This is a genomic window from Pseudomonas sp. S04, assembly GCF_009834545.1.
In the GTDB taxonomy this organism is placed as follows: Bacteria; Pseudomonadota; Gammaproteobacteria; order Pseudomonadales; family Pseudomonadaceae; genus Aquipseudomonas.
The window spans coordinates 945,378-971,028 of record NZ_CP019427.1 but is presented as its reverse complement, the minus strand read 5'-3'; the positions used below and the strand labels follow the sequence as shown (position 1 = coordinate 971,028).

The window sequence follows — 25,651 nt, the reverse complement described above, 5'->3', positions numbered from 1 at the left end:
AATCTTTCGCAGACACCCTAGTGGCAGGCAACTCGGCCTGCCGCCTTATGCACTGGCAACGAAGGAGAAGCTGTATGCAAGTCAACATCAGTGGACACCAACTGGAAGTTACCGAACCTCTGCGCACCTACATCGGCGAAAAACTCGACCGGCTGGAGAGGCATTTCGACAAGATCACCAACGTGCAAGTCACGATGAACGTCGAGAAGCTGTTGCAGAAAATCGAAGCCACGCTGCATATCCCCGGCGGAGAAGTAGTCGCCAATGCCGAGCATACGGACATGTATGCCGCCATTGACCTGCTGACCGACAAGCTGGACCGTCAACTTAAAAAGCATAAGGAAAAGACCCAGAGCCTCCTTCAGGGCGCAACCGGTCGTTAACACCCCCATCCCATGATCCGACTTGAAAGCATCCTGACCCCCGGCCGTTCTTTGGTGAACGTGCCGGGCGGCAGTAAAAAACGCGCCCTCGAACAAATTGCCAACCTGATCGCCCGGGAAGTCCCGGATCTGGAGATGCAAGATGTCTTCGAGAGCCTGATCGCCCGTGAAAAACTCGGCTCGACCGGTTTTGGCAACGGCATCGCCATTCCTCACTGCCGCCTCAAAGGCTGCGAGGCGCCCATCAGCGCCTTGATGCACCTGGACGCACCTATTGATTTCGATGCCATCGATGGCGCTCCGGTCGACCTGCTGTTTGTTCTGCTGGTCCCGCAAGCCGCCACCGATGCCCACCTGGAGCTCTTGCGCCAGATCGCCAGCATGCTGGACCGCAAGGAAGTGCGCGATCGCCTGCGCAGCGCCAGCACCAGTGAAGCCCTGTACCAGGTTGTCCTGGACGAGCAAAACGGTCACTAATCATGCGCTTGATCATCGTCAGCGGCCGCTCCGGCTCCGGTAAAAGCACGGCCCTCAATGTACTGGAGGACAACGGCTACTACTGCATCGACAACCTGCCCGCCGGGTTGCTCCCTGAATTGGCCGAACGCGCGTTGATTCACAACGACATGGCCCAGCCACTGGTGGCCGTGTCGATCGATGCGCGCAACCTGCCGAGCCATCTGTCACGCTTCCCTGATCTGCTCGAAGAAGTGCGTAGCCGGCATATCCAATGTGATGTGCTGTACCTCGACGCCGATGAAGAAACCCTGCTCAAGCGCTTCTCGGAAACCCGTCGGCGCCACCCACTGAGCAACTCGCAGCGCTCGCTCGCCGAGGCTATCAAGGACGAGACCACCTTGCTGGGGCCGATCTCCGACCTCGCCGACCTCAAGCTCAACACCACCAACCTGAACCTCTACCAACTGCGTGACACCATCAAGTTGCGCCTGCTCAATCAACCCGAGCCGGGCACCGCATTCCTGGTCGAGTCGTTCGGGTTCAAGCGCGGCATGCCGGTGGATGCAGACCTGGTGTTCGACGTACGCTGCCTGCCCAACCCCTACTGGAAACCGGAACTGCGCGCGCAATCCGGGCTGGACCAGCCGGTTGCCGAATACCTGGCCGCTCAGCCGGATGTCGAAGAAATGTTTGAAGACATCTCCAGCTACCTGCTCAAATGGCTGCCACGTTTTGCCGCCAGCAATCGGGCCTACGTGACCATTGCCATTGGCTGCACAGGCGGGCATCACCGCTCCGTCTACCTGACCGAACGCCTGGGCCAGGTCCTGCAAAAAACCCTGAAGAACGTCCAGGTTCGCCACCGCGACCTTAGCTAAAGGATTCACACCGCGATGCCTGCTCTGGAAATTGAAATCATCAACAAACTGGGCCTGCACGCCCGCGCTTCAGCCAAGTTCGTCGGCGTTGCAGGCCAGTACCCGTGCCAGATCCGTGCAGGACGCACTCCAGAGTCGATGGTCGACGGCAAGAGCATCATGGCTATGATGATGCTGGCCGCAGGCAAAGGCACCCGCATCCACCTGAGCACCGAAGGCGAGCAGGAACAAGAAGCGCTGGATGCGCTGGTAGCACTGATCAACAACTACTTCGACGAAGGCGAATAAAGCCGTAATAGCCCGTAGCAGCTGCTACAGCGAGACAGCGACAACACGCCACAGCCCCCTACCCCAGCGCCGTATCCATCACCATCATCAGGCAAAACCCGATCAGCAAGCCGAGACTGGCAAGTTTCTCGTGGCCATTGCGGCGCGATTCGGGGATCACCTCATGAGTCACCACCAGCAGCATCGCCCCCGCAGCAAGGGCCAGGCCCAACGGCAGGATCACCTCGGCCAGGCTTACCAGCCAGGCACACAGCAATGCAAACACCGGCTCGACCAACCCTGATGCGGCGCCGATCAGGAAGGCCTTGACCCGCGACATCCCGGCTCCCGCCAGTACCAGCGCGATTACCAGCCCTTCCGGCACATCCTGCAAGGCAATGCCCATGGCCAGGCTATCTGCGTCCGCCATGCCGCCACCGGCCGAGACTCCCACCGCCATGCCTTCAGGAATGTTGTGGGCAATGATGGCGAACACGAACAGCCAGATGCGTGGCGGGATGACCGGGCGCTCCTGGGTGCCCACCAGCATCTCGGGGGTCGCACCGGACATCTGCCGATCCACCACAAACAGCCCGAGCGCCCCCAGCATGATGCCGCAGCACATCAGGCCGCTGGCAGCCCAGGATGACAGCCCCAGACTTTCAGCAGCGGCGATTCCCGGCACAATCAGCGAAAAGGCCGTCGCCGCCAGCATTACCCCGGCGCCAAAACCCAGCAAGGTATCGCTGAGCGCCACTGGCATCCGCCGGATCACCAGCACCGGCACCGCCCCCAGGGCTGTGCCCAGCGCACAGATCGTCCCGCCCTGCAGGGCCCGCATCAACTTTGGCTCAAGGTCGAGCCACGCCAGGCCATGGGCAACCAGCAAGGTAGTACCTACCAGCAGCAGGAGCGAACCCAGCGCATAACGAAACATTCGCCCACTGCTGATCGTCAGTGTTTCAGTGCCCATAAGTGGCCTTAGGTCTTTTTATAGTGAAGGCTCAAGCCAGCGCAGCCTGATAACGCTGCGCAACTTGCGGCCAATGGATCACGTTGTAAAACGCATTGATGTATTCCGGGCGGCGGTTCTGGTAGCGCAGGTAATACGCGTGCTCCCAGACATCCAGACCGAGGATTGGCGTATTGCCATTCATCAACGGGCTATCCTGGTTGCCACTGCTTTCCACCACCAGGGTCTTTTCCGGGGTAACGCTCAACCACGCCCAGCCACTGCCGAAACGGCTCAACGCGGCCTTGGTGAAGGCCTCCTTGAAGCTGTCGAAACCACCCAATTGGGCATCGATCGCCTTGGCCAACTCGCCTGCTGGCAGACCACCACCGTTGGGCACCATGACCGCCCAGAACAACGAATGGTTGGCATGCCCGCCACCCTGGTTGATCACCGCTGCGCGCAGCTTTTCCGGCAATTGCTGGACACTGGCCACCAAGCGCTCCACTGGCCACTCGGCAAACTCGGTGCCCTCCACTGCGGCATTGAGGTTGTTGATGTAAGTCTGGTGGTGCTTGGTGTAGTGGATCTCCATGGTCTGCGCATCGATATGCGGTTCCAGGGCATCGTAGGCGTAAGGCAGGGCCGGCAGGGTAAAAGCCATTTTAATGAGCTCCATAAAAAGCGCGCGCAGCATTAGGCTGCGCTGCGGTATCGATGTGCAGCAGACGGTGGGTACGCGGGTACTCGCCGTACTCGCTGATGAAAGTGAGCAGCTCGACATAAGTCTTGCTGCTTTGACGCAGTGCCGCCTCGCGCAAGGCCGGTGCCTGGCGCGGGTCCTGCAGGGTCTGCAACAGCAATTGATGGATGGCGCACAGGTATTCGGCGCTCTCCTCCGGCTGGTTCAGGCGCAGATGCAGGTCGGCGAGGTTGTGATGGGAGATCACACAGGCGGCGACCGCCTCGTCCGCGTCCGCCCAGCGAGCGAACAGCACCTGCGCCAGTGCCAGGGCCTGCAGGTAGGCCTCGCGAGCATCGACCAACTCGCCCAGCATGAAGCAGCGGTTGGCCCTTTCGATCGTGCGTTTCCAGTGCTCCATGGTGAGCCTCCTATGCGGTGACAGTGATTACACACCGCCTGCGGTGAGCTTTTCCGGATTAAGCAGCTCTTCCAGTTGGCTTCGCGACAGGTCGGTGTATTCGAGGGCCACGTCGATCACCGGGCGACCTTGCTGATAGGCGGTCTTGGCGATTTCGGCGGCCTTCTGGTAACCAATGATCGGGTTGAGCGCAGTAACCAGGATCGGGTTGCGCGACAGTGCTTCCTTGAGCTTGGCCTCGTTAACCTTGAAGCTGGCAATGGCCTTGTCCGCCAGCAGGCGACTGGAGTTGGCCAGCAACTCGATGCTGCTCAGCAGATTCTGGGCAATGATCGGCAACATCACGTTCAGCTCGAAGTTGCCCGACTGCCCGGCGACGGTGATCACGCTGTCATTGCCGATCACTTGCGCGGCCACCATCGCGGTCGCTTCTGGAATCACCGGATTGACTTTGCCCGGCATGATCGATGAGCCAGGCTGCAGCCCTTCGAGCTCGATTTCACCGAGGCCGGCCAAGGGGCCCGAGTTCATCCAACGCAGGTCGTTGGCGATCTTCATCAGCGATACGGCAGTCGCCTTGAGCTGCCCGGACACCGCCACGGCGGTATCCTGGGAGCCGATCAAGGCAAACAGATCCTTGCCCGGGGTGAACGCCACCTTGGTCAGGCTGCTCAGTTGCTGGCTGAAACGTGCCGCGAACTGCGGGTGCGCATTGATCCCGGTGCCCACCGCCGTGCCGCCCTGGGCCAGGGATTGCAGGGCCGGCAACAGGTTGTGCAAATGGCCGATGTTGGCCTTGAGCTGCTGCGCCCAACCGTTGAGTACCTGGCTCATGCGCACGGGCATGGCGTCCATCAGATGGGTACGCCCGGTCTTGATGAACGGGTGAACCTGCTCGGCCTTGCGCTCGATCACCTGCACCAGGTGCTCGAGCGCCGGCAGCAGTTGTTCGTGCAGCGCCAGCGCGGCGCTGACGTGGATGGTGGTGGGAATGATGTCGTTGCTGCTCTGGCCGCAATTGACGTGGTCGTTGGGATTGATCGGCTCGCCCAACAGGCGACTGGCCAGGGTGGCCAACACTTCGTTGGCGTTCATGTTGGAACTGGTGCCGGAGCCGGTCTGGAAAATATCCACCGGGAAGTGCGGCATGAAATCCCCTTCGAGCAGACCCTGGGCCGCATCGACAATGGCCTTGCCCTGGGCTTCGCTCAGTTGCTGGAGTTCCACGTTGGCCTTGGCTGCCGCCGCCTTGGCGAGGATCAGCGCGCGAATGAATTGCGCCGGCATGCGCTGGCCACTGATGGGGAAGTTGTCCACGGCACGCTGGGTCTGTGCGCCGTACAAGGCGTCTACCGGGACTTGCAACTCACCCATGCTGTCACGTTCGATACGGGTATTACTCATCGGGAAATCCTTGCACCAGTTCAATGAGGGGAATGGAGGGCAGCAACTCGCAGGTCGCCAGTTGCCAGGTGTAGCTTTGCCAGCGCTTGAGCCGGCATTTGCACAAAGACAGGCGCTCCAGATCGCGCAGCGGTCGCCAGGCCTGGTCCAGGCAGAGGCTGCGCCAATGCCAGGGCAACGCGACATCGGCAGCGGTGTCCAGGAGCAATCGAAATGAGGTTTCAGCGACGGTCCAGGCCGAAGTGGCCGTACAACAGGACAGATACCGGCCTTCGGCCAGGTAATGTTCGATCAGGCGCGGTTCGTCAGGATCCAGCGCACAGCGGATCTGACGACTCATCCAGCGCCAGCTTTCGAGGTAAGGCTGCTCGTGCAAGGCAGAACTCATGACCCAGGCTCACTCGATAATGAGATTTATTATTAGATGATAATGAGAACCAAAACAACCCCGCCATCAATATAGAACTCATTGTGCGAGCCCGAGCAAGGCCCATAAAAAAGGCGCGCCATCCGATGGGATGGCGCGCCTTTTTGGCAACGGTATGGTTTAGCTACCCGCCACCGTCATCCGCTCGATCAGTACCGAGCCGGTGCGAATGTTGCTGCGCAGTTCCAGGTCATTACCGACGGCCACGATCTGCTTGAACATGTCGCGCATGTTGCCGGCAATCGTCACCTCCTGGACCGCGAACTGGATTTCGCCGTTCTCGACCCAGAACCCCGCCGCACCCCGGGAGTAGTCGCCGGTCACCATGTTCAGCCCATGGCCCATCAACTCGGTCACCAGCAGGCCGCGACCCATGCGCCGCAACAGCGCTGCCTGGTCTTCATCACCATGGGTGACGAACAGGTTGTGCACGCCGCCTGAGTTGGCGGTGCTCGGCATACCGAGCTTGCGGCCGGAATAGGTACCCAGCACGTACGATACCAACTCGCCGTTTTCGACGAACGGCTTGGCGTAGGTGGCCAGGCCATCACCGTCGAACGCCGAACTGCCCATGGCGCGCATCAAGTGCGGGCGCTCATCGATGGTCAGCCACTCAGGAAACAATTTCTGCCCCAATGCACCCTCGAGAAACGACGACTTGCGGTACAGATTGCCGCCGGAGATCGCCCCCAGAAAACTGCCAAACAGGCCACCCGCCAGTTCGGCGGAAAACAGCACTGGCACTTCACAGGTCGGTACCGGCCGTGCGCCCAGGCGGCTGGCGGCACGCTGCGCGGCGCGTTGGCCAATGCTCAACGGATCGGCCAGCAAGTTGCCCTGGCGATTGACGTCATACCAGTAGTCGCGCTGCATCTGACCATCCGCCTCGGCGATCATCACGCAACTGAGGCTGTGGCGGGTAGACGCATAACCACCGATGAAACCATGACTGTTGCCATACACCCGGCAGCCCTGATGGGTGCTGAGGGTGGTGCCATCGGCATTCTTGATCCGGCTGTCGGCGGCAAAGGCGGCGGCTTCGCAAGCCAGGGCCTTTTCGATCGCCTGCTCAGGCGTGATGTCCCAGGCGTGAAACAGGTCGAAGTCCGTCAGGTCCCTGGCCATCAGCGCGGCATCGGCCAGGCCCGAGTGTTCGTCTTCGGAGGTGTGCTTGGCGATCGCCAGTGCCGCGGCAACGGTTTCACGAATTGCCTCGGCGCCACTGGCCGAGGTGCTGGCCGAGCCTTTGCGCTGGCCAACATACAAGGTGATGCCAAAGCCCTGGTCGCGGTTGAACTCAACCGTTTCGACTTCCCGCTGGCGTACCGATGTCGACAGGCCCTGCTCCAGAGACACAGCCACTTCGCAGGCACTGGCACCCTGGCGCTTGGCTTCGGCGATGATCTGCTCGACTTGCTCTTGCAGTGCCGGCAACGCTTGTGGGCCGACGCTTTCAACTGCACTCATGCTGTTCTCCACTCAAATTCTGCTTTCGGTTAAGGCCATCGAGCGACCGGGCCGGACAAGCGGCCCCCGACTGGTTATCATGGCGGCGTTTCTTTGCGGACGGCCACCATGGTTGATTCTTACGACGACTCCCTCGATACGGGAGAAAAAAGCAAATCCCAGGTCAAACGTGAGCTGCATGCTCTGGTTGACCTTGGCGAGCGCCTTACAACACTCAAGCCTGACTTGCTGGCAAAACTGCCTTTGACCGACGCCTTGCGCCGGGCACTGGCCGATGCGCCCAAGCACACCGCGAATATCGCGCGTAAACGGCACCTGCAGTTCATTGGCAAGCTGATGCGCGATCAGGACACCAGTGCCATTCTGGTACTGCTGGACCAACTCGACGCCTCCACTCGCCAATACAACGAACGTTTCCACGGTCTGGAACGCTGGCGTGATCGCTTGATCGCCGGCGACGACGCTGTCCTGGAAAAATTCGTCATCGAGTACCCGGACGCGGACCGCCAGCAATTGCGCTCCTTGATCCGTCAGGCTCAGCACGAGGTTGCGCAAAACAAACCTCCTGCTTCCAGCCGTAAAATCTTCAAGTACATCCGCGAGCTGGACGAGACACAACGCGGCCTGCGTTGAACCTCGTCGCGGATGGGTTGCCTGGCAACCCATCCGCAGCTCCATCCCTTACGCGCCCGTGCCACCCACGGTGATCGCGTCGATTTTCAAGGTTGGCTGGCCGACACCCACCGGCACCGACTGCCCATCCTTGCCACATGTCCCTACCCCACTGTCCAGCGACAGGTCGTTACCGACCATCGACACCCGACTCATGGCTTCCGGCCCGTTGCCGATCAGGGTTGCGCCCTTGACCGGTGCGGTAATCTTGCCGTCTTCGATCAAGTACGCTTCGCTGGTGGAAAACACGAACTTGCCACTGGTGATGTCGACCTGGCCACCGCCGAGGTTGGCGCAATAGATGCCCTTCTTCACCGAGGCGATGATTTCTGCCGGGTCGCTTTCGCCACCGAGCATGTAGGTATTGGTCATGCGGGGCATCGGCAGGTGCGCATAGGATTCGCGACGACCGTTGCCGGTGCGTGCCACGCCCATCAGGCGCGCGTTGAGCTTGTCCTGCATGTAGCCCTTGAGCACGCCGTTTTCGATCAGCGTGGTGCACTCGGTCGGTGTGCCTTCGTCATCGACGCTCAACGAGCCACGGCGACCGGCCAGGGTACCGTCGTCGACAATGGTGCACAGCTTCGAGGCGACCATCTCGCCCATGCGGCCGCTGTAGGCCGAACTGCCCTTGCGGTTGAAGTCGCCTTCCAGGCCGTGGCCCACCGCTTCGTGCAGCAACACCCCGGACCAGCCCGAGCCCAGCACGACGGGCAAGGTGCCAGCCGGCGCCGGAATCGCTTCCAGGTTCACCAGCGCCTGGCGCAGGGCCTCGCGGGCGTAACCCATGGCACGGTCTTCGGCCAGGAAGTAGCGGTAGTCGGTACGCCCGCCACCACCGTGACCACCGCGCTCACGACGGCCGTTCTGCTCGACGATTACGCTGACGTTGAAGCGCACCAGGGGCCGCACATCCGCCGCCAGGCCACCGTCGGTGGAGGCCACCAGGATCCGCTCCCAGACCCCGGCCATGCTCACGGTGACTTGCTGGATGCGTGGATCGAGCGCGCGCGTGGCCACGTCGATGCGCTTGAGCAGCTCGACTTTTTCCGCACGGCTCAACACTTCCAGCGGGTTATCCGGCGCGTACAGCTGGTCGACGTCCTGGGTGGTAAAGGCCTGCACCGTGCCGTTCTGTCCGGCGCGGGAGATCGAACGGGCCGCACGAGCGGCCAGGCCCAGGGCTTCCAGGGTGATGGCATTGCTGTAGGCAAACCCGGTCTTCTCCCCCGATTGCGCCCGCACACCCACACCCTGGTCCAGATTGAAGCTGCCTTCCTTGACGATGCCGTCTTCCAGCGCCCAGGACTCGGAGATCTGGCCCTGGAAATACAGGTCGGCGGCATCGATGCCCGGCCCCGCCAGGTCACCCAGCACGCTTTGCAGGTTCTCGATGGTCACGCCGCCTGGCGCTAGCAGATGTTCACTGACTGAGGACAACAACTCGCTCATAGGTTTACGCCTTAATTCAACGTTCTGAGGCAGGTCGCTGTGCGCCCTGCGAGAAAAAGCGCCGGTGACTGGACACCGGCATCCGCGTCCTGATGGACGCCTGTTCGCTGCTATCACGTGTGGCCAGCAGCACGGCCTCGCCTTGGTCCTGCTGGGCCAGCACGCGCCCCCAGGGGTCGACAATCGCGGCGTGACCAAAGGTCTCGCGCGGCCCCGGGTGCGTGCCGCCCTGTGCGGCCGCCAGCACATAACACTGGGTCTCGATGGCGCGTGCCCGGATCAGCACCTCCCAATGGGCCGCACCGGTCACCGCGGTAAACGCCGCAGGGGCGGTAATCAGCTCAGCCCCGGCGGCGCGCAATTCGCTGTACAACTCGGGGAAGCGCAAGTCGTAGCACACCGTCAGGCCAACCCGGCCTACCGGTGTCTGGGCAACCACCACCGCACTGCCATGAGCATAGTCATCGGATTCACGGTAGCGCCCCCGATTGTCCGCCACATCGACATCAAACAGATGCAGCTTGTCGTATCGCGCTACGGTTTCGCCATGCTCGTCGACCAGCAACGAGCAGGCATTGGCCTTCGCATGGGGTTGATCCCGCGGCGGCAACGGCAGGGTGCCCGCTACTATCCATAACTTGAGGTCGCGGGCGGTCTGTTTCAACCACGGCAGGATCGGACCATCGCCCAACGCCTCGGCGCGGCCAAGGTCAGCGACGTCGCGCCGCCCCATGGCGGCGAAGTTTTCCGGCAGCACGGCCAGGCGCGCACCACCCTCGGCGGCCTGCTCGAGCAACTTGCGGGCCTGGGCAAGATTGGCCAGCACATCGCTCTGGCTGACCATTTGAATCACCGCAAGAGACATGGCGCACTCCGTTTCAGGTATGCGGCCATGCTACTCCATAGGCCCTTTGCGTGCGGGGGGAAAAAGCGCCTCAAAAAGGTTTTTCAAAGGTGATCTTCGGCTCTTTCACCGGACCTTTGACGGTGTATTTGACGCTGGCAAATCGCGCCACACGATCACCGATCAGTTTGTCGATCAGGAACAACGCACCACCCACCGCCGGCGCGCCGACGATCAGCGCGGCGATTGGCAGGTTATTGGTCAGCGGCAGGGTCACCAGCACCTTGGCATCGATACGGTCAGCGACCATGTCCAGGGTGCCGTTGAGCTCCAGGTTGCTCGAGGGCCCGGTCAAGGTAATCGGCTCGCGGGTGACAAACACCCCGTTGCTGGCGACCAGCAGGCCCTTGACCCGGTCGTAGCTCAAGCCCTTGTCGAACAGGTCGGAGAAGTCCAGGCGCAAGCGTCGGCCAATCGAGTTGAAGTTGAGCAGGCCGAACACCCGCAGCGCCTGCGCACCGCCTTCGACTTCGACCATCTGCCCCTTGTTCAGCGTGGCATCCAGGCTGCCGGAGTAACGTTTCAGCCCGACCCAGGCCGGCGAACCGGGCCACCGCCCATCGATATCCAGGTGGAAGTTGTCACTGGTCACCGTCGGCGCGAACCCCCAGCCCTTGAGCACATCCGCGAGGTTCTTGCCCTCGAGTCGGCCTTTGTACCAACTGCTAGTGGTGCCCGGTACGCCTTCCCAGCCGCCCGCACCCTGCAACTGCATGCCCTTGAGCCCCAGGTTCATGCTGTTGAACGCCAGCCCCTTGGCAGTCGGCCGCACTTTCAAGGACCAGGCGCCGACCAGGTCCTTGCCCTGGAACAGCTGAGCGATGTTGATATCCAGCGCCGGCACTTTGGTCGGGTCGACCGAGGCCAGCGGATCCGGGGCGTTTTCGTCGGCCTGCACCGCTGGGTCCGGTGCTGGCAGGCGCACGTACTGCAGGTTCACGGCAATCGGTGCGCCCTTGGCATCCGGTAGCCCGACCGTGCCCTTGACCTGCTGGCTATCGAGTTGCAGTCCCCAGGCCGCTGGCTTGCGATCCAGTTGTACCCGCGCCTGGTCCAGGGTGGTGCCGAATCCCGTGAGCTTGCCGACCCGGAAGTCAGCACCGCTGAGCAACTGTTTGGCGCTGCCCCCCGGATCCTGCCCGGCATAACGATCGACCAGGGCCTTCCAGGGTTCCACATCCAATTCCGAGAGCACACCACGAATACGCAGGCCCTTGGCGCCCGGCAGTACCGCGTTGCCGCTGCCGAGGAACAACTCACCACGACCCTCGGCAAAATTGGTCGCCGGCGCGGCGAAGGTGAAGTCCGCAAGGTCGCCGTAGTCGAGCCAATAGCGCCGCTCGGCGCCCTGCAGGGTCATGCGAAACACCGTGTCGCGGCCTTGTGCCGCCGGCATGCCAAAGGGTGCTGGTAAATCAACCGCGACGCCCTTGAGGCTGGAGCTGACCATCAACTGGCTGTCGGCGCCGTCGAGGTTGAGCTGCAACTGATAGGGGATGTCGCCGGAAACCGGCAGCGACTGGCTGACTTTGAGCCAATCAGTGAGCTTTTTCACCGTGACCTGGCCGGACGCGACGACCCGGGTATTGATCTTGCCACCCTTGCCATCGGCGAAGATCTGCGCGCTCACCGGCCGGTCGAAAGCCCGCGCGGTAATGCCCTGGCCACTCAGGCCCTTGCTGCTGTCAAAGCGGAAGTCGCCCTTGAGCTGAGTCAATTCCAGTTCCGGCTCGCTGAGCTTGAGGCGTGCCTTGGCAGTCTTGAAGTCCACCAGGATCTTCGGCTCCTCACCCTTTTCCAGGGGGATATCGAGCTTCAGCTTGCCTTGCAGGTCACCCTCGCCCTGCCAACCGGCAAAGGTCGGACCGGTGCCGATCGGCGCCTCCTGCAGAATCTTCACGCCATCGCCCAGACCACCGGCAAAGGCGCCGTCGATGTACATGTGGCTGTTCTTGCCCGCTGGCACATGGGGAATGTTGACGAAGACATCGCGCACCTGGGTATCGAGCAGTTGCCCTTGGCTTGCCAGGATGCGCACGCCACTGTCCTCGACGAACACATCGCCGCTGATCTTGCTCAGGTGCGGCCAGCCCGGCTGGAATGCCAGCTGCGCGTCGTGCACCTTGAAGAATAAGCTGATGCTGCGTGCAGCCTCGACCGCATCATGATTCAGCGAGCCCTGGTACTGGAAGAAGCCCTCATCGACCGCGCCCTTGAGAATGGCGGTACGCAGCCATTCGTCCAAGCCGGGACTGAGGACCGTGGGCAAGTACTTGGCGGTGTAGCGCCCATCACCCTCCAGCAGGCCGACCCGCAGGTCCATGTAGTCTTCCTGGGTGGGATCGAAGTGCAGGCGAATCAGGAAGTCACCAGCAATCTTGCCCTCCTCCCCCAGCACTTTCAGGTACGGTGCAATCAGCGTGAAGGCTTGCTTGTCGAGCTTCCAGGTCAACCGCGCATTGGCCTGGATGTACTGCCATGGCTTGGCGAAGATCGGGTCCAGGTGCAGGGAGAAGTCCTTGCTGTCCATGCGCAACTCGCCCTGCCCGAGGTCGCCGCTGATGCTCCCGGACACGTTACGAGCCGCGGGCGCACCGTGATAGGCGTCAAAACCGACCTGCTGCAGATTGGCGGCGAAGCTGAACTTGCTGTCGTCGGTGGCTTCGGGTCGGATATCGAGCAACACGTTGCGCAAGGTACCGGTAACCTTGAGTCGCTCCACCACCGTGGCAAAGCCTTCGGGCAATGGCCCCAAGGCATTGAGGATCGGGGTGATGGGGGTCAGGTCGAGGCGATCGGCCTGCAGGTGCCAGAGCTCCTGGGTTTTTTCCGTGGTGGCCGTCTGTTGCAATTGCAGGCGGGTTTCCCAGCGAGTCTCACCCAGGTTCAGGGCCAGCGAATCCAGGCTCAACTTGAAGCCTTCGGCGCTGCGCTGGAAATAACCGTTGAGCGCCAGATTGTTGATCTGCACCGGCTTGCGCTCGGCGTAGGCGCCCTTGAATTGCGGGGCATTGAGGCGAATCGCGGCGCTCTGCAAGGCGCCCTTGCCCCAACTCGCCCACAACTCGCCGCCGGCCCTGATCTGGGAAAACTGCCATTGCTGGGTGATTCTCGCCGGCAACCAGCGCGCCCAGTCACTTTGCGGCAGGCTCAGATAGGCGTCGACTTCGGCGTCTTGCCACTGGCTGGCGCGAATCCGGCTGCGCAGGCTCATGGCCAGCGGCTGGCCGTCGGGCAGGGTCAGCCGCGCATCGAGGCGCTGTCGGCTACTGCCTGTCTTGAGGCTCAGGCCCACGTAAGTCAGGGTCAGCGGCGGCTGATCCAAAGGTTGCAGGGTGATCTGGCTGTCGAGCACTGACAGCTGGGAGACCATCTGCATCTGGTTCAGCAGTTGCTCGGGGTCCAACGGCTTGTCCTGCTGCACCGGCAGGCCTTCGAGCGACCATTGACCGTCGGCACCTTCCTTGAGGCTGATCTTCAGGCCATTGAGCTCCAGGTGCTGGACGCGAACCGCGCGCGACAGCAGACTGTCCCAGACATTGGGCACCACCCGCACCTGATCCAGGTGCAAGGCATTGACGCCCTCCCCGACCGTTACGTCGTGGGCCAACAGGACCGGCGACATACCGCTCCAGCGCCCTTCCAGGCTGCCGATTTGCAGGGGCATGCCAAGCGCTTCACGGGCCTTGGTCTCGACCTCGCTCCGATACTCGGCCACCAGCGGAAACAACTCCCGCCCCAGGTTGACGTAAAGCGCGACCAGCACCAGCAGCAACGCGCAAAGCCCCAGCCCCCAGCGGGTCAGCGTGCCCAGAATGCGGATCAGACGTTCCATGTCAGTGGGTCCCCATGGAAAACAGGTTTCGCGAGTACAGGCCCGCCATCAGTCGCACAACGCAGCGATTCAGAGCAACACCACGTCGTATTGTTCCTGGGAGTACATGGTCTCCACCTGGAACCGGATGGTACGGCCGATAAAACCTTCCAGCTCGGCGACGTTGCCCGACTCTTCGTCGAGCAGCCGGTCGACCACTTTCTGGTTGGCCAGCACCCGATAACCTTCGGCCTGATAGGCCCGCGCTTCCCGCAGGATCTCGCGGAAAATTTCATAGCACACGGTTTCCGGCGTCTTCAGCTTGCCCCGGCCCTGGCAACTGCTGCAAGGCTCGCACAGGACCTGCTCGAGGCTTTCACGGGTGCGCTTGCGCGTCATCTGCACCAGGCCCAACTCGGTGATCCCGATGATGTTGGTCTTGGCGTGATCACGCTCCAGTTGTTTCTCCAGCGTGCGCAACACCTGGCGCTGGTGCTCCTCATCTTCCATGTCGATGAAGTCGATGATGATGATCCCGCCCAGGTTGCGCAGGCGCAGTTGCCGGGCAATTGCAGTCGCCGCTTCCAGGTTAGTCTTGAAGATAGTCTCTTCGAGGTTGCGGTGCCCGACGAATGCACCGGTGTTGACATCGATGGTGCTCATGGCCTCTGCCGGGTCGACCACCAGATAGCCGCCGGACTTGAGCGGCACCTTGCGCTCCAGGGCTTTCTGGATTTCGTCTTCGACGCCATACAGGTCGAAGATCGGCCGCTCGCCGGGGTAGTGCTCCAGGCGGTCGGCAATTTCCGGCATCAATTCGGCGACGAACTGTGTGGTTTTCTGGAAGGTCTCTCGCGAGTCGATGCGGATCTTCTCGATCTTCGGGCTGACCAGGTCGCGCAGGGTACGCAGGGCCAGGCCGAGATCCTCGTAAATCACGTTGGGTGCACCGACGGTCTTGATCTGTGCGCCGATCTGGTCCCACAGGCGCCGCAGGTAGCGGATGTCCATCAGGATCTCATCGCCCCCCGCGCCTTCGGCGGCGGTGCGCAGGATGAAGCCGCCCGCTTCCTTGATACCTTCCTTGGCCACGCAATCGGTGACCACCTGCTTGAGGCGCTCGCGCTCGGCTTCGTCCTCGATCTTCAGCGAAATACCGACATGGGCGGTGCGCGGCATGTACACCAGGTAGCGCGAAGGAATCGACAGCTGGGTGGTCAGGCGTGCACCTTTGGAGCCGATCGGGTCCTTGGTGACCTGCACCACCAGGCTCTGGCCTTCATGCACCAGAGCGCTGATGCTCTCGACCGCCGGCCCCTCGCGCAGGGAGATTTCCGAGGCGTGGATGAACGCCGCGCGATCCAGGCCGATATCGACGAACGCTGCCTGCATCCCCGGCAACACTCTGACCACCTTGCCTTTGTAGATGTTGCCGACGATGCCGCGCTTCTGGGTACGCTCGACATGCACCTCTTGCAGGACACCGTTTTCGACCACCGCCACGCGTGATTCCATCGGCGTGATGTTGATCAGAATCTCTTCACTCATGGCAGGATCTCGTTCAGGCATGTTCACGATTATGGCCGCATCAAGTCAGTACGGCGCAGAGCGCGCGATAAGGGTTTGCCAACAGGGTATGCCGAAATGGCCGAGCAGCTCGCAGGTTTCGCACAGGGGCAGGCCAACCACGGCCGAGTAGCTGCCATTGAGCCCGCTGACGAATACCGCCCCGAGCCCTTGAATACCATAGCCGCCAGCCTTGTCATGGGGCTCGCCGCTGGCCCAGTAGGCGCTGGCCTCGGCCTGGTCGATGGAGCGAAAACGTACCAGGCTGCGCACCACGCGCGACTCGCAACGCTGGCCATCAAGCACGGCAACCGCAGTTAACACTTCATGTTCGCGCCCGGCCAGGCCCAGCAACATCACCTGCGCCTCGGCTTGATCCCGCGGTTTGCCGAGAATCCGCCCGTCGAGCACCACGGCGGTGTCGGCGCCCAGCACGCACGCCGGGGCGGCGGATTGTTCGCTGCTCAGCGCGGCGTAACCCGCCTGGGCCTTGCCGCGCGCCAGGCGCTCGACATAGGCCGCAGGGGATTCGTCTGTCAGAGGGGTTTCATCGATGTCCGCGCTGATGGCGGTGAATGGCACGCCGATCTGCGTCAGCAGCTCACGCCGGCGTGGCGAACCTGAGGCGAGGTAGAGCGCAATCATCAAGACATCTCCCTGTCGAGGTGCGGGCAAATGCCTGACCGAATTAGTTGATTTTGTAGCGGCGGCTCAACCCACGCAATCCGAAGCTGACCCAGGGCCAGAGCAACGCGCTGATCAGCGCAGGCAAAAGCACAGCCAGGGTCTGGCGGTTTCCGGTCAAGGCGCTGAGCCACAGCTGCAGCAACTGCGCGAGCCCCAGGATCACCATGATCACCAGGCTTTGCTGCCACATCGGGAACATCCGCACCCGCTGTTGCAGGGTCAGGATCAGAAAGGTGATCAGGGTCAGGATCAACGCGTTGTGTCCCAGCAACGTGCCAAACAGCACGTCCTGGGCAATCCCCAGGCAAAAGGCGGTGAGCATCCCGACTTTCTGCGGCATCTCCAGCGCCCAGTAGGCCAGCGGCAAGGCGAGGAACATCGGGCGCAAGATCTCGACATGGGGAAAGGGCACGACGCTGAGCAGCAAGCCAATGGCGAATGTCAGCCAGATCATCCAGCCATTACGGGAACGGGTACTGGCCATTATTCTCTACCCTGGGTCGTGGCTGCGGGTGTCGTCGCGGGCGGCTTGGGGACTACTGGCTTGACTGGCGCTGCCTGGACCGGCGGTTTTGCTGGCTTGGCCGGCGTCACCGGCTTGGGCGCAGTTGCGGGCGCCGCTACCGGTGCTGCAGGCGCTGCCGCCGGGGCAGCAGCAGGTGCTGGCGCCGGCACGACGACAGCGCTGCCGACGTGCTGATCCTGCACGTCCTGAGCTTGGGCGGCTTCGTTGGCGCGCTCTTCCGGGGTACGGCTGTCGCTGAAGACCAGCAGCATGTAGCGGCTGCGGTTGAGCGCCGCCGTCGGCACCGCCCGCACAATGGCGAACGGCTGGCCCGAGTCATGGATCACTTCCTTGACCGTGGCCACCGGATACCCTGCCGGGAAACGCTGGCCCAGGCCGGAGCTGACCAACAGGTCGCCTTCCTTGATGTCGGCGGTGTCCGCCACATGGCGCAACTCCAGGCGCTCCGGATTGCCGGTGCCGCTGGCGATGGCGCGCAAGCCGTTACGGTTGACCTGCACCGGAATGCTGTGGGTGGTGTCGGTCAGCAGCAACACCCGCGAGGTGTAGGGCATCAGCTCGACCACCTGGCCCATCAGGCCCCGGGCATCGAGCACCGGCTGTCCCAGCACCACGCCGTCGCGCTCACCCTTGTTGATGATGATGCGATGGGTGAACGGGTTGGGATCGACGCCGATCAACTCGGCCACTTCGACCTTTTCATTGACCAGTGCGGAGGAGTTGAGCAACTCGCGCAGCCGAACGTTCTGCTCGGTCAGGGCCGCCAGCTTCTGCATGCGTCCCTGCAACAGCAGGTTTTCGGTTTTGAGTTTTTCGTTTTCGGCGACCAGCTCGGTGCGGCTGCCAAACTGGCTGCTCACGCCTTGCCACAAACGCTCAGGCAGGTCGGTGACCCAATAGGCGTCCATCAAGACCAGCGACATCTGACTGCGCGCAGGCTTGAGAACGTCAAAACGGGCATCGACCACCATCAAGGCGACCGATAGCACAGCCAGCACCAGAAAGCGCACGCCCAATGAGGGGCCCTTGGTGAAAAGCGGTTTAATAAGCCGCTCCTCCCAGGCAAATGTTCTGTTTATTCATACGGCATCAAACCGGCCTGGATGCAGACTGACAGAAGATAAACGCCAACAGGCAGCACTGCAAAGTGCTGCCTGTGCGTGAACAGCATAGAGGCGTCCGGCGAACTTACTCGCTGGAGAGCAGATCCATGGTGTGCTTATCCATCATTTCCAATGCACGGCCACCGCCGCGAGCAACACACGTCAGCGGATCTTCGGCGACGATCACCGGCAGCCCGGTTTCCTGGGCCAGCAGCTTGTCGAGGTCACGCAGCAAGGCGCCACCACCGGTCAGTACCAGGCCACGCTCGGCGATATCGGACGCCAGTTCCGGCGGCGATTGCTCCAGCGCGCTTTTTACCGCCTGGACGATAGTCGCCAGCGACTCTTGCAGGGCTTCGAGCACTTCATTGGAGTTCAGGGTAAAGGCACGTGGAACGCCTTCCGCCAGGTTACGGCCGCGAACATCGACTTCGCGTACTTCACCGCCTGGGTAGGCAGTACCGATTTCCTGCTTGATGCGCTCGGCGGTGGACTCACCGATCAGGCTGCCGTAGTTGCGGCGCACGTAGGTGATGATCGCTTCGTCGAAACGGTCGCCGCCAACCCGTACGGATTCGGCGTAGACCACACCATTGAGGGAGATCAGCGCAATTTCAGTGGTACCGCCACCGATATCGACCACCATCGAACCGCGAGCTTCTTCAACCGGCAGGCCGGCACCGATGGCCGCGGCCATTGGCTCTTCGATCAGGAATACTTCACGGGCACCAGCCCCCAGGGCCGACTCACGGATGGCGCGGCGCTCAACCTGGGTGGATTTGCAAGGAACGCAGATCAACACGCGAGGGCTAGGCTGCAGGAAGCTGTTTTCGTGAACCTTGTTGATGAAATACTGAAGCATCTTTTCGCAAACGCTGAAGTCGGCGATCACGCCGTCCTTCATCGGACGAATGGCAGCAATGTTGCCCGGTGTACGGCCCAGCATGCGCTTGGCTTCCGTGCCGACAGCAACAACACTTTTCTGGTTACCGTGCGTCCGAATGGCCACAACCGATGGCTCATTCAGGACGATACCGCGCTCACGCACGTAAATAAGGGTGTTGGCAGTGCCCAGGTCAATGGAAAGATCGCTGGAAAACATGCCACGCAGTTTCTTGAACATGGGAAAGGGACCCTAGGCAACGCGTGGGTAAAAAAGTGCGGCAAACTCTAACAACGACAGGGATTTTGGGCAAGGCGCCAATATGTTAAATTGGCAGCTTTTCCGTGCACCAACCCCCACAATCGCGGCCTTATGACCGTAGAAATGCGGTAGTGTTCCGACAATCTAACACACGGACGACCTCCGTTTTGTTTTCCACTGGAGAATCCCATGGCGCTTGAACGCTCCGACGTGGAAAAAATCGCTCATTTGGCCTGTCTTGGCCTCAATGAAGCCGATCTTCCACAAATCACTTCGGCCCTGAACAGCATTCTCGGGCTGGTCGACGAAATGCAGGCGGTCGATACCGACGGTATCGAACCGCTGGCCCACCCCCTGGAAGCCAGCCAGCGCCTGCGTGCAGACGTTGTGACCGAGTCCAATCACCGCGAGGCCTATCAGTCCATCGCACCAGCGGTCGAAAACGGCCTGTACCTGGTTCCGAAAGTCATCGACTAAAGGGAAAGAGCCTGCAATGCATCAATTGACTCTGGCCGAGATCGCCCGCGGACTCGCCGACAAGAAGTTTTCCTCCGAAGAGCTGACCAAGGTTCTGCTGGCGCGTATCGCCCAGCTGGACCCGCAGCTCAACAGCTTCATCAGCCTCACCGAAGAGCTGGCGCTGCAGCAGGCGCAAGCCGCCGACGCACGCCGCGCCAAGGGTGAGACCGGGGCCTTGCTGGGCGCGCCGATCGCCCACAAGGACCTGTTCTGCACCCAGGGTATCCGCACCAGCTGCGGCTCGAAGATGCTCGACAACTTCAAGGCCCCGTACGACGCCACCGTGGTCGCCAAGCTGGCCGCCGCCGGCGCCGTGACCCTGGGCAAGACCAACATGGACGAATTCGCCATGGGCTCGGCCAACGAGTCGAGCTACTACGGCGCCGTGAAGAACCCGTGGAACCTGGAGCACGTGCCAGGCGGCTCGTCCGGTGGTTCGGCCGCCGCCGTTGCCGCGCGCCTGCTGCCAGCGGCCACCGCCACCGACACCGGTGGATCTATCCGACAGCCGGCAGCCTTCACCAACCTCACCGGGCTGAAACCGACGTACGGTCGTGTTTCGCGCTGGGGCATGATCGCCTACGCATCCAGCCTCGATCAGGGTGGCCCGTTGGCCCGCACCGCCGAAGACTGCGCAATTTTGTTGCAAGGTATGGCTGGCTTCGATGCGAACGACTCCACCAGCATCGACGAACCCGTGCCGGACTACAGCGCCAGCCTCAACGGCTCGCTGCAAGGCCTGCGCATCGGCGTGCCGAAAGAGTACTTCAGCGAAGGTCTCGACCCGCGTATCGCCGAACTGATCCATAACAGCGTCAAGGAGCTGCAGAAGCTCGGTGCCGTGGTCAAGGAAATCAGCCTGCCGAACATGCAGCACGCGATCCCTGCGTACTACGTGATCGCGCCCGCCGAAGCCTCTTCCAACCTGTCGCGGTTCGACGGCGTGCGCTTTGGCTATCGTTGTGAAGACCCGAAAGACCTGACCGACCTGTACAAGCGTTCGCGCGGTGAAGGTTTCGGTCCAGAAGTCCAGCGCCGGATCATGGTCGGTGCCTACGCCCTGTCGGCCGGTTACTACGACGCCTACTACCTGAAGGCGCAAAAGATCCGCCGCCTGGTCAAGAACGACTTCATGGCTGCGTTCAATGAGGTCGACATCATCCTCGGCCCAACCACGCCGAACCCGGCCTGGAAACTCGGCGCCAAGAACAGCGACCCGGTCGCTGCGTACCTGGAAGACGTCTACACCATCACCGCCAACCTCGCGGGCCTGCCAGGCCTGTCGATGCCAGCCGGTTTTGTCGATGGCTTGCCGGTCGGCGTGCAACTGCTCGCCCCGTACTTCCAGGAAGGCCGCTTGCTCAACGTTGCGCACCAGTATCAGTTGCACACTGACTGGCACACCCGCACCCCGACAGGCTTCTGAGGAGAAACACATGCAATGGGAAGTTGTGATCGGGCTGGAGATTCATACCCAGCTCGCCACCCAATCGAAGATTTTCTCCGGCAGCGCCACCACCTTCGGTTCCGAACCGAACACCCAGGCCAGCCTGGTAGACCTGGGCATGCCGGGTGTACTGCCGGTGCTGAACCAGGAAGCGGTGCGCATGGCGGTGATGTTCGGCCTGGCGATTGACGCCGAGATCGGCCAGCACAACGTGTTCGCCCGCAAGAACTACTTCTACCCGGACCTGCCCAAGGGCTACCAGATCAGCCAGATGGAACTGCCGATCGTCGGCAAGGGCTACCTGGATATCCCCCTGGAAGACGGCACCATCAAACGTGTCGGCGTGACCCGCGCGCACCTGGAAGAAGATGCTGGCAAGAGCCTGCATGAAGAGTTCAACGGCGCCACCGGCATCGACCTGAACCGTGCCGGCACCCCGCTGCTGGAGATCGTTTCCGAGCCGGACATGCGCAGCGCCAAGGAAGCCGTGGCCTACGTCAAGACGATCCATGCGCTGGTACGTTACCTGGGCATCTGCGATGGCAACATGGCCGAAGGCTCGCTGCGTTGCGACTGCAACGTCTCGGTGCGGCCAAAAGGCCAGGTCGAGTACGGCACCCGCTGCGAGATCAAGAACGTCAACTCGTTCCGCTTCATCGAGAAGGCGATCAACACCGAAGTGCGTCGCCAGATCGAACTGATCGAAGACGGCGGCAAGGTGATCCAGCAGACACGCCTGTACGATCCGAACAAAGACGAAACCCGCGCCATGCGCAGCAAAGAGGAAGCCAACGACTACCGTTACTTCCCCGATCCGGACTTGTTGCCAGTGGTGCTTGAGGACTCCTTCCTCAACGACATCCGCGCCACCTTGCCAGAACTGCCGCCGCAAAAACGCGAGCGCTTCCAGGAGCAGTTCGGCCTGTCGGTCTACGATGCCAGCGTCTTGGCTTCGAGCCGCGAGCAAGCCGACTATTTCGAAAAAGTGGTGAGCATTGCCGGCGACGCCAAGCTGGCGGCCAACTGGGTCATGGTTGAACTGGGCAGCCTGTTGAACAAGCAGGGCCTGGAAATCGACGCAGCCCCGGTAACTGCCGAGCAACTGGGCGGCATGCTGTTGCGGATCAAGGACAACACCATCTCCGGCAAGATCGCCAAGACCGTGTTCGAAGCCATGGCCAACGGCGAAGGCACTGCTGACGAGATCATCGACAAGCGTGGCCTCAAGCAAGTCACCGACAGCGGCGCGATCTCGGCGGTGCTCGATGAAATGCTCGCGGCCAACGCCGAGCAGGTTGAACAGTACCGCGCGGCAGACGAAGCCAAACGCGGCAAGATGTTCGGCTTCTTCGTCGGCCAGGCCATGAAAGCCTCCAAAGGCAAGGCCAACCCGCAACAGGTCAACGAACTGCTGAAAAGCAAGCTCGAAGGCTGATAACAATGGAGCCAGCAGTCAACACTGGCTCCACTCCCCGTGGGAGCGAGCCGGCTCGCGATAGCGGTTCGGCATTCAACTTTGCGTTGACTGCCGAACCGCTATCGCGAGCAGACGAAGCTCCCACGCTTGTTGCAGAGTCCCTTTTGATGAAACGTCTGCTTAGCGCCTGCGCCCTGCTCTCCCTGCTGGCCGGCTGTGCCAGCCACGACGTCGACCCCCGGGGCTACGACGAAACCGGAACCGCCTCCTATTACGGCGCCAAACACCATGGCAAACGCACCGCCAGCGGCGAGCCGTTTGACCAGTACGCCATGACCGCCGCCCACCGCCAGCTGCCCTTCGGCACACGGGTGAAGGTCACCAACCTGAAAAACGACAAGAGTGTGGTGGTCCGCATCAACGACCGCGGCCCGCATACCCGTGGCCGCCTGATCGACTTGTCACGCGGGGCCGCCGACAAGTTGGGCATGCTGCGCAGTGGCACCGCGCGGGTTCGCGTACAAGCCCTGAACAACTGACCGGGAGCCACGACCATTTCCGGATTAGCCCAATTACCCCTGCCCAACGTGCTGCAACTGCTCTGCGCCCTGCTCCTGCTGGTCGCCGGCGCCGAGTTGCTGGTGCGTGCCGCCGTGCGCCTGGCCGCTCACCTCAGGGTCCGGCCGCTGGTCATCGGCCTGAGCATGGTCGCCTTCGGCAGCAGCGCGCCACAAATGGCCGTGAGCCTGCAAGCCGCCCTCGGGCAGAGCAGCGACATCGCCGTCGGCAGCGTGATCGGCAGCAACATCTTCAACATCCTGGTAACCCTTGGCCTGTCGGCACTGATCATCCCCTTGCGGGTTGCCCGGCAACTGGTGCGCCTCGACATCCCGCTGCTGATCGGCGCCAGCCTGCTGGTGTTCGCCCTGGCCTGGAACGAACAACTGAGCGCCCTCGATGGTGGTGTGCTGCTGGCTGCGTTGGCGCTGTACCTGGGCCTGCTGTGGCGCCAGTCGCGGCCCACTGCGCGTCCGTCTCGGCCGGCATCCGACGCGCCGCGCTCGCCCTGGTTGAGCAGTGCCCTGCTGATGCTTGCCGGGCTGGGCTTGCTGGTGTTCGCCGGGCACTTGCTGCTCAATGCGACGGTAGCACTGGCCAGCAAGCTGGGCCTGTCCGAGCGCATCATCGGCCTGACCGTCGTCGCCGTCAGCACCTCCCTGCCCCAGCTCGCCACCTCGCTGATTGCCGCGCTGCGCGGACAGCGTGACATTGCCGTGGGCAACGTGATCGGCGGCAACCTGTTCAACCTGCTGGGCGTCCTGGGGATCACCGCCCTGCTGGCACCGGTGCCGCTGTCGGTCTCCCCCAATGCCCTGGATTTCGATTTGCCGGTGATGCTCGGTGTCACCTTGCTGTGCTTGCCCGTGTTCTATTCCGGCTACCGCATCACCCGCGCCGAAGGCCTGCTGTTCCTCGCCCTGTACCTGGCATACGGGCTGCATGTGGTGTCGTTCACCACTGGCATGCCGTTGGCCGGCAAGCTGGAACAACTGATGCTGCTGTGCGTGTTGCCGGCCCTGCTGGCATTTTTACTGTTCACCTCAGTGCGCGCCTGGCGCCGCCAACACAACAAAAGAGAATCGCCATGACCGACTCCGCAAGCTCCAGCAAACCCACCGGTATCGAAGTCCGCCGCCAGGTCATGGGCGACGCCTTTGTCGACCGCTCCATGGGCAATGCCACCGACCTGACCCGACCGTTCCAGGAGTTCGTCAACGAACACGCCTGGGGAGCGGTATGGAATCGTGGTGGCCTGGAACTGAAGACCCGCAGCCTGATCACCCTCGCCGCCCTTACTTCGCTCAAGTGCCCCCAGGAACTCAAGGGGCACGTGCGCGGGGCGCTGAACAACGGCTGCACGGTGGACGAGATTCGCGAAACCCTGATGCATTGCGCGGTCTACGCCGGGGTTCCGGCGGTGATGGAGGCGTTCCGCGCAGCGCAGGAAGTGATCGACAGCTACCAGAAGCCGGAGTGACCCTGTTGCGTTGAAGTGGACAGGCCCTTCAGATCCAGCCGCCCCACTGCAGCAGGAAGATCCCGACGTTAGTCGTCACCGCCGCCATCAAGGTGGTGATGACAATGATCGCCGCCGCCAGCTCATGATTGCCATTGGCCGCCCGGGCCATGACAAAACTTGCAGCGGCGGTCGGGCTGCCGAAGTACAGGAACAGAATCCCCAGCTCCGCCCCACGAAAGCCCCATAGCCAGGCACCCAGCGTGGCCAGTATCGGCAAGCCGATCATCTTCACCAGGCTCGAGCTCAAGGCCATGTTGCCGCTTTTGCGCAGTGCCGCCATGGAGAGCGTGCCGCCGATACAGATCAGCGCCAGCGGCAAGGTGGTTTGGGCCAGGTACTGCCCGGAAGTTTCCAGCCATCCCGGCAAGCCGATCTTGAAATAGGCGAACGGTGCGGCCGCAATCACGCTGATAATCAGCGGGTTGCTGAACACGCTTTTGCAGATGCTCCACGGATCGGACTTGATCACTGGGCTGTACACCGCCAGCACGATGGTCGACAGGGTGTTGTAGAACAGGATCACCAGCGCCGCGAGAATCGCCCCCAGGGAAATTCCGTAGTCGCCATACATGCTCGCCGCCAGCGCCAGGCCGATGACCCCGTTGTTGCCACGAAACGCTCCCTGGGTATAGATCCCGCGGTCTTCGCGCGGGCACTTGAAAATCGCCCAGCCCCAGGCAATGGCAAAGCACACCAGGGTCGCGAGGGAGAAGTAGATCAGCAGCGCCGGTTGCAACGCCGCATGCAGGTCGGCATGCAGGATGCCCAGAAACAGCAACGCCGGCATGGTGACGTTGAACACCAGTGCCGACGCCGTGTGGATGAAGTTGTCGTTGATCCAGTCGATGCGCTTGAGCAGTACACCCAGAAACAGCATGGCAAAGACGGGCGCGGTGATGTTCAGGGTTTCAAGAAAGATGGCCAGCATGCCGGGTGAACCTTGAGGGCGTCGTTAGGGGGCTAATGATAAGCCACCAAGG

The 25,651-nt window shown here is 62.0% G+C and carries 26 protein-coding genes; 11 read left to right on the top strand and 15 right to left on the bottom strand.

Annotated features, from left to right (window positions below):
* Nucleotides 1-74 precede the first annotated feature (74 nt).
* The 4 genes from hpf to PspS04_RS04100 are packed head-to-tail and all read left to right on the top strand — an operon-like array spanning nucleotide 75 to nucleotide 2,008.
* Nucleotides 75-383, top strand: coding sequence for a ribosome hibernation-promoting factor, HPF/YfiA family (gene hpf, locus PspS04_RS04115; protein WP_003178005.1), 309 nt, complete (start codon nucleotides 75-77; stop codon nucleotides 381-383).
* 12 nt (nucleotides 384-395) lie between these two features.
* A complete protein-coding gene (ptsN, locus tag PspS04_RS04110) occupies nucleotides 396-860 on the top strand; it encodes a PTS IIA-like nitrogen regulatory protein PtsN (RefSeq protein ID WP_095169350.1) in 465 nt (154 codons plus the stop codon).
* 2 nt (nucleotides 861-862) lie between these two features.
* Nucleotides 863-1,720, top strand: coding sequence for an RNase adapter RapZ (gene rapZ, locus PspS04_RS04105; RefSeq protein WP_159993776.1), 858 nt, complete (start codon nucleotides 863-865; stop codon nucleotides 1,718-1,720).
* A gap of 15 nt (nucleotides 1,721-1,735) precedes the next feature.
* Complete coding sequence (locus tag PspS04_RS04100; RefSeq protein WP_095169348.1) at nucleotides 1,736-2,008, top strand: HPr family phosphocarrier protein; 273 nt, start codon at nucleotides 1,736-1,738, stop codon at nucleotides 2,006-2,008.
* A 58-nt stretch (nucleotides 2,009-2,066) separates the two neighbouring features.
* Here PspS04_RS04100 and PspS04_RS04095 read toward each other — a convergent pair whose 3' ends face one another.
* The 6 genes from PspS04_RS04095 to pmbA form a co-directional block, all read right to left on the bottom strand.
* Entirely contained in the window at nucleotides 2,067-2,960 is an 894-nt protein-coding gene (locus PspS04_RS04095) for a ZIP family metal transporter (RefSeq protein ID WP_159993774.1), read from the bottom strand.
* Between the two features lie 31 nt (nucleotides 2,961-2,991).
* On the bottom strand, nucleotides 2,992-3,603 hold the full coding sequence (locus tag PspS04_RS04090) for a superoxide dismutase (RefSeq protein ID WP_159993772.1): 612 nt from the start codon (nucleotides 3,601-3,603) through the stop codon (nucleotides 2,992-2,994).
* 1 nt (nucleotide 3,604) lies between these two features.
* Entirely contained in the window at nucleotides 3,605-4,042 is a 438-nt protein-coding gene (locus tag PspS04_RS04085; RefSeq protein ID WP_095169345.1) for a hypothetical protein, read from the bottom strand.
* Nucleotides 4,043-4,069: 27 nt separating this feature from the next.
* Nucleotides 4,070-5,446, bottom strand: coding sequence for a class II fumarate hydratase (locus PspS04_RS04080; protein WP_159993770.1), 1,377 nt, complete (start codon nucleotides 5,444-5,446; stop codon nucleotides 4,070-4,072).
* Entirely contained in the window at nucleotides 5,439-5,834 is a 396-nt protein-coding gene (locus tag PspS04_RS04075; protein ID WP_095169343.1) for a FagA protein, read from the bottom strand. Before PspS04_RS04075 ends, PspS04_RS04080 begins: the two co-directional genes overlap by 8 nt.
* A gap of 159 nt (nucleotides 5,835-5,993) precedes the next feature.
* Nucleotides 5,994-7,340: a metalloprotease PmbA gene (pmbA, locus tag PspS04_RS04070; protein WP_095169342.1), complete on the bottom strand. Its 1,347-nt coding sequence runs from the start codon at nucleotides 7,338-7,340 to the stop codon at nucleotides 5,994-5,996.
* A 108-nt stretch (nucleotides 7,341-7,448) separates the two neighbouring features.
* Here pmbA and yjgA point away from each other — a divergent pair, with 108 nt between their 5' ends.
* Nucleotides 7,449-7,973, top strand: a complete 525-nt coding sequence (gene yjgA / locus PspS04_RS04065) for a ribosome biogenesis factor YjgA (protein ID WP_095169341.1) — start codon at nucleotides 7,449-7,451, stop codon at nucleotides 7,971-7,973.
* 48 nt (nucleotides 7,974-8,021) lie between these two features.
* Here the strand turns inward: yjgA and tldD are convergent, their stop codons facing one another.
* The 8 genes from tldD to mreB all read right to left on the bottom strand — a co-directional run bounded on the left by tldD (nucleotide 8,022) and on the right by mreB (nucleotide 19,187).
* Complete coding sequence (gene tldD, locus PspS04_RS04060; RefSeq protein ID WP_159993768.1) at nucleotides 8,022-9,464, bottom strand: metalloprotease TldD; 1,443 nt, start codon at nucleotides 9,462-9,464, stop codon at nucleotides 8,022-8,024.
* 16 nt (nucleotides 9,465-9,480) lie between these two features.
* The gene (locus PspS04_RS04055) at nucleotides 9,481-10,329 is read right to left on the bottom strand and encodes a carbon-nitrogen hydrolase family protein (protein WP_159993766.1); all 849 of its coding nucleotides are present in this window, start codon (nucleotides 10,327-10,329) and stop codon (nucleotides 9,481-9,483) included.
* Nucleotides 10,330-10,399: 70 nt separating this feature from the next.
* Nucleotides 10,400-14,203, bottom strand: coding sequence for a YhdP family protein (locus tag PspS04_RS04050; RefSeq protein ID WP_159993764.1), 3,804 nt, complete (start codon nucleotides 14,201-14,203; stop codon nucleotides 10,400-10,402).
* 69 nt (nucleotides 14,204-14,272) lie between these two features.
* Complete coding sequence (gene rng, locus PspS04_RS04045; protein WP_095169337.1) at nucleotides 14,273-15,730, bottom strand: ribonuclease G; 1,458 nt, start codon at nucleotides 15,728-15,730, stop codon at nucleotides 14,273-14,275.
* Nucleotides 15,731-15,775: 45 nt separating this feature from the next.
* Nucleotides 15,776-16,393 carry a Maf family protein gene (locus PspS04_RS04040; protein ID WP_159993762.1) on the bottom strand — a complete coding sequence of 206 codons (618 nt, stop codon included), beginning with the start codon at nucleotides 16,391-16,393 and terminating at the stop codon, nucleotides 15,776-15,778.
* A 43-nt stretch (nucleotides 16,394-16,436) separates the two neighbouring features.
* On the bottom strand, nucleotides 16,437-16,919 hold the full coding sequence (gene mreD / locus PspS04_RS04035) for a rod shape-determining protein MreD (protein ID WP_095169335.1): 483 nt from the start codon (nucleotides 16,917-16,919) through the stop codon (nucleotides 16,437-16,439).
* The gene (mreC, locus tag PspS04_RS04030; protein ID WP_159998732.1) at nucleotides 16,919-18,007 is read right to left on the bottom strand and encodes a rod shape-determining protein MreC; all 1,089 of its coding nucleotides are present in this window, start codon (nucleotides 18,005-18,007) and stop codon (nucleotides 16,919-16,921) included. The genes mreD and mreC overlap by 1 nt, the downstream gene beginning before the upstream one ends.
* A 142-nt stretch (nucleotides 18,008-18,149) precedes the next feature.
* Nucleotides 18,150-19,187: a rod shape-determining protein MreB gene (gene mreB / locus PspS04_RS04025; protein ID WP_002555108.1), complete on the bottom strand. Its 1,038-nt coding sequence runs from the start codon at nucleotides 19,185-19,187 to the stop codon at nucleotides 18,150-18,152.
* A gap of 210 nt (nucleotides 19,188-19,397) precedes the next feature.
* Between mreB and gatC the strand changes: the two genes are divergently transcribed.
* The 6 genes from gatC (at nucleotide 19,398) to PspS04_RS03995 (ending at nucleotide 24,629) form a co-directional block, all read left to right on the top strand.
* A complete protein-coding gene (gatC, locus tag PspS04_RS04020) occupies nucleotides 19,398-19,685 on the top strand; it encodes an Asp-tRNA(Asn)/Glu-tRNA(Gln) amidotransferase subunit GatC (protein ID WP_095169333.1) in 288 nt (95 codons plus the stop codon).
* Nucleotides 19,686-19,701: 16 nt separating this feature from the next.
* A complete protein-coding gene (gene gatA / locus PspS04_RS04015) occupies nucleotides 19,702-21,153 on the top strand; it encodes an Asp-tRNA(Asn)/Glu-tRNA(Gln) amidotransferase subunit GatA (RefSeq protein ID WP_095169332.1) in 1,452 nt (483 codons plus the stop codon).
* A gap of 10 nt (nucleotides 21,154-21,163) precedes the next feature.
* Nucleotides 21,164-22,609, top strand: coding sequence for an Asp-tRNA(Asn)/Glu-tRNA(Gln) amidotransferase subunit GatB (gene gatB / locus PspS04_RS04010; RefSeq protein ID WP_159993760.1), 1,446 nt, complete (start codon nucleotides 21,164-21,166; stop codon nucleotides 22,607-22,609).
* 149 nt (nucleotides 22,610-22,758) lie between these two features.
* Nucleotides 22,759-23,130 carry a septal ring lytic transglycosylase RlpA family protein gene (locus PspS04_RS04005; RefSeq protein ID WP_095169330.1) on the top strand — a complete coding sequence of 124 codons (372 nt, stop codon included), beginning with the start codon at nucleotides 22,759-22,761 and terminating at the stop codon, nucleotides 23,128-23,130.
* A 48-nt stretch (nucleotides 23,131-23,178) separates the two neighbouring features.
* Nucleotides 23,179-24,240, top strand: a complete 1,062-nt coding sequence (locus PspS04_RS04000) for a calcium/sodium antiporter (protein ID WP_159993758.1) — start codon at nucleotides 23,179-23,181, stop codon at nucleotides 24,238-24,240.
* On the top strand, nucleotides 24,237-24,629 hold the full coding sequence (locus PspS04_RS03995; protein WP_095169328.1) for a carboxymuconolactone decarboxylase family protein: 393 nt from the start codon (nucleotides 24,237-24,239) through the stop codon (nucleotides 24,627-24,629). The genes PspS04_RS04000 and PspS04_RS03995 overlap by 4 nt, the downstream gene beginning before the upstream one ends.
* Nucleotides 24,630-24,657: 28 nt before the next feature.
* On the opposite strand, the gene PspS04_RS03990 is transcribed toward PspS04_RS03995, so the two are convergent.
* Nucleotides 24,658-25,599, bottom strand: coding sequence for an AEC family transporter (locus PspS04_RS03990; RefSeq protein WP_095169327.1), 942 nt, complete (start codon nucleotides 25,597-25,599; stop codon nucleotides 24,658-24,660).
* Nucleotides 25,600-25,651 lie beyond the last annotated feature (52 nt).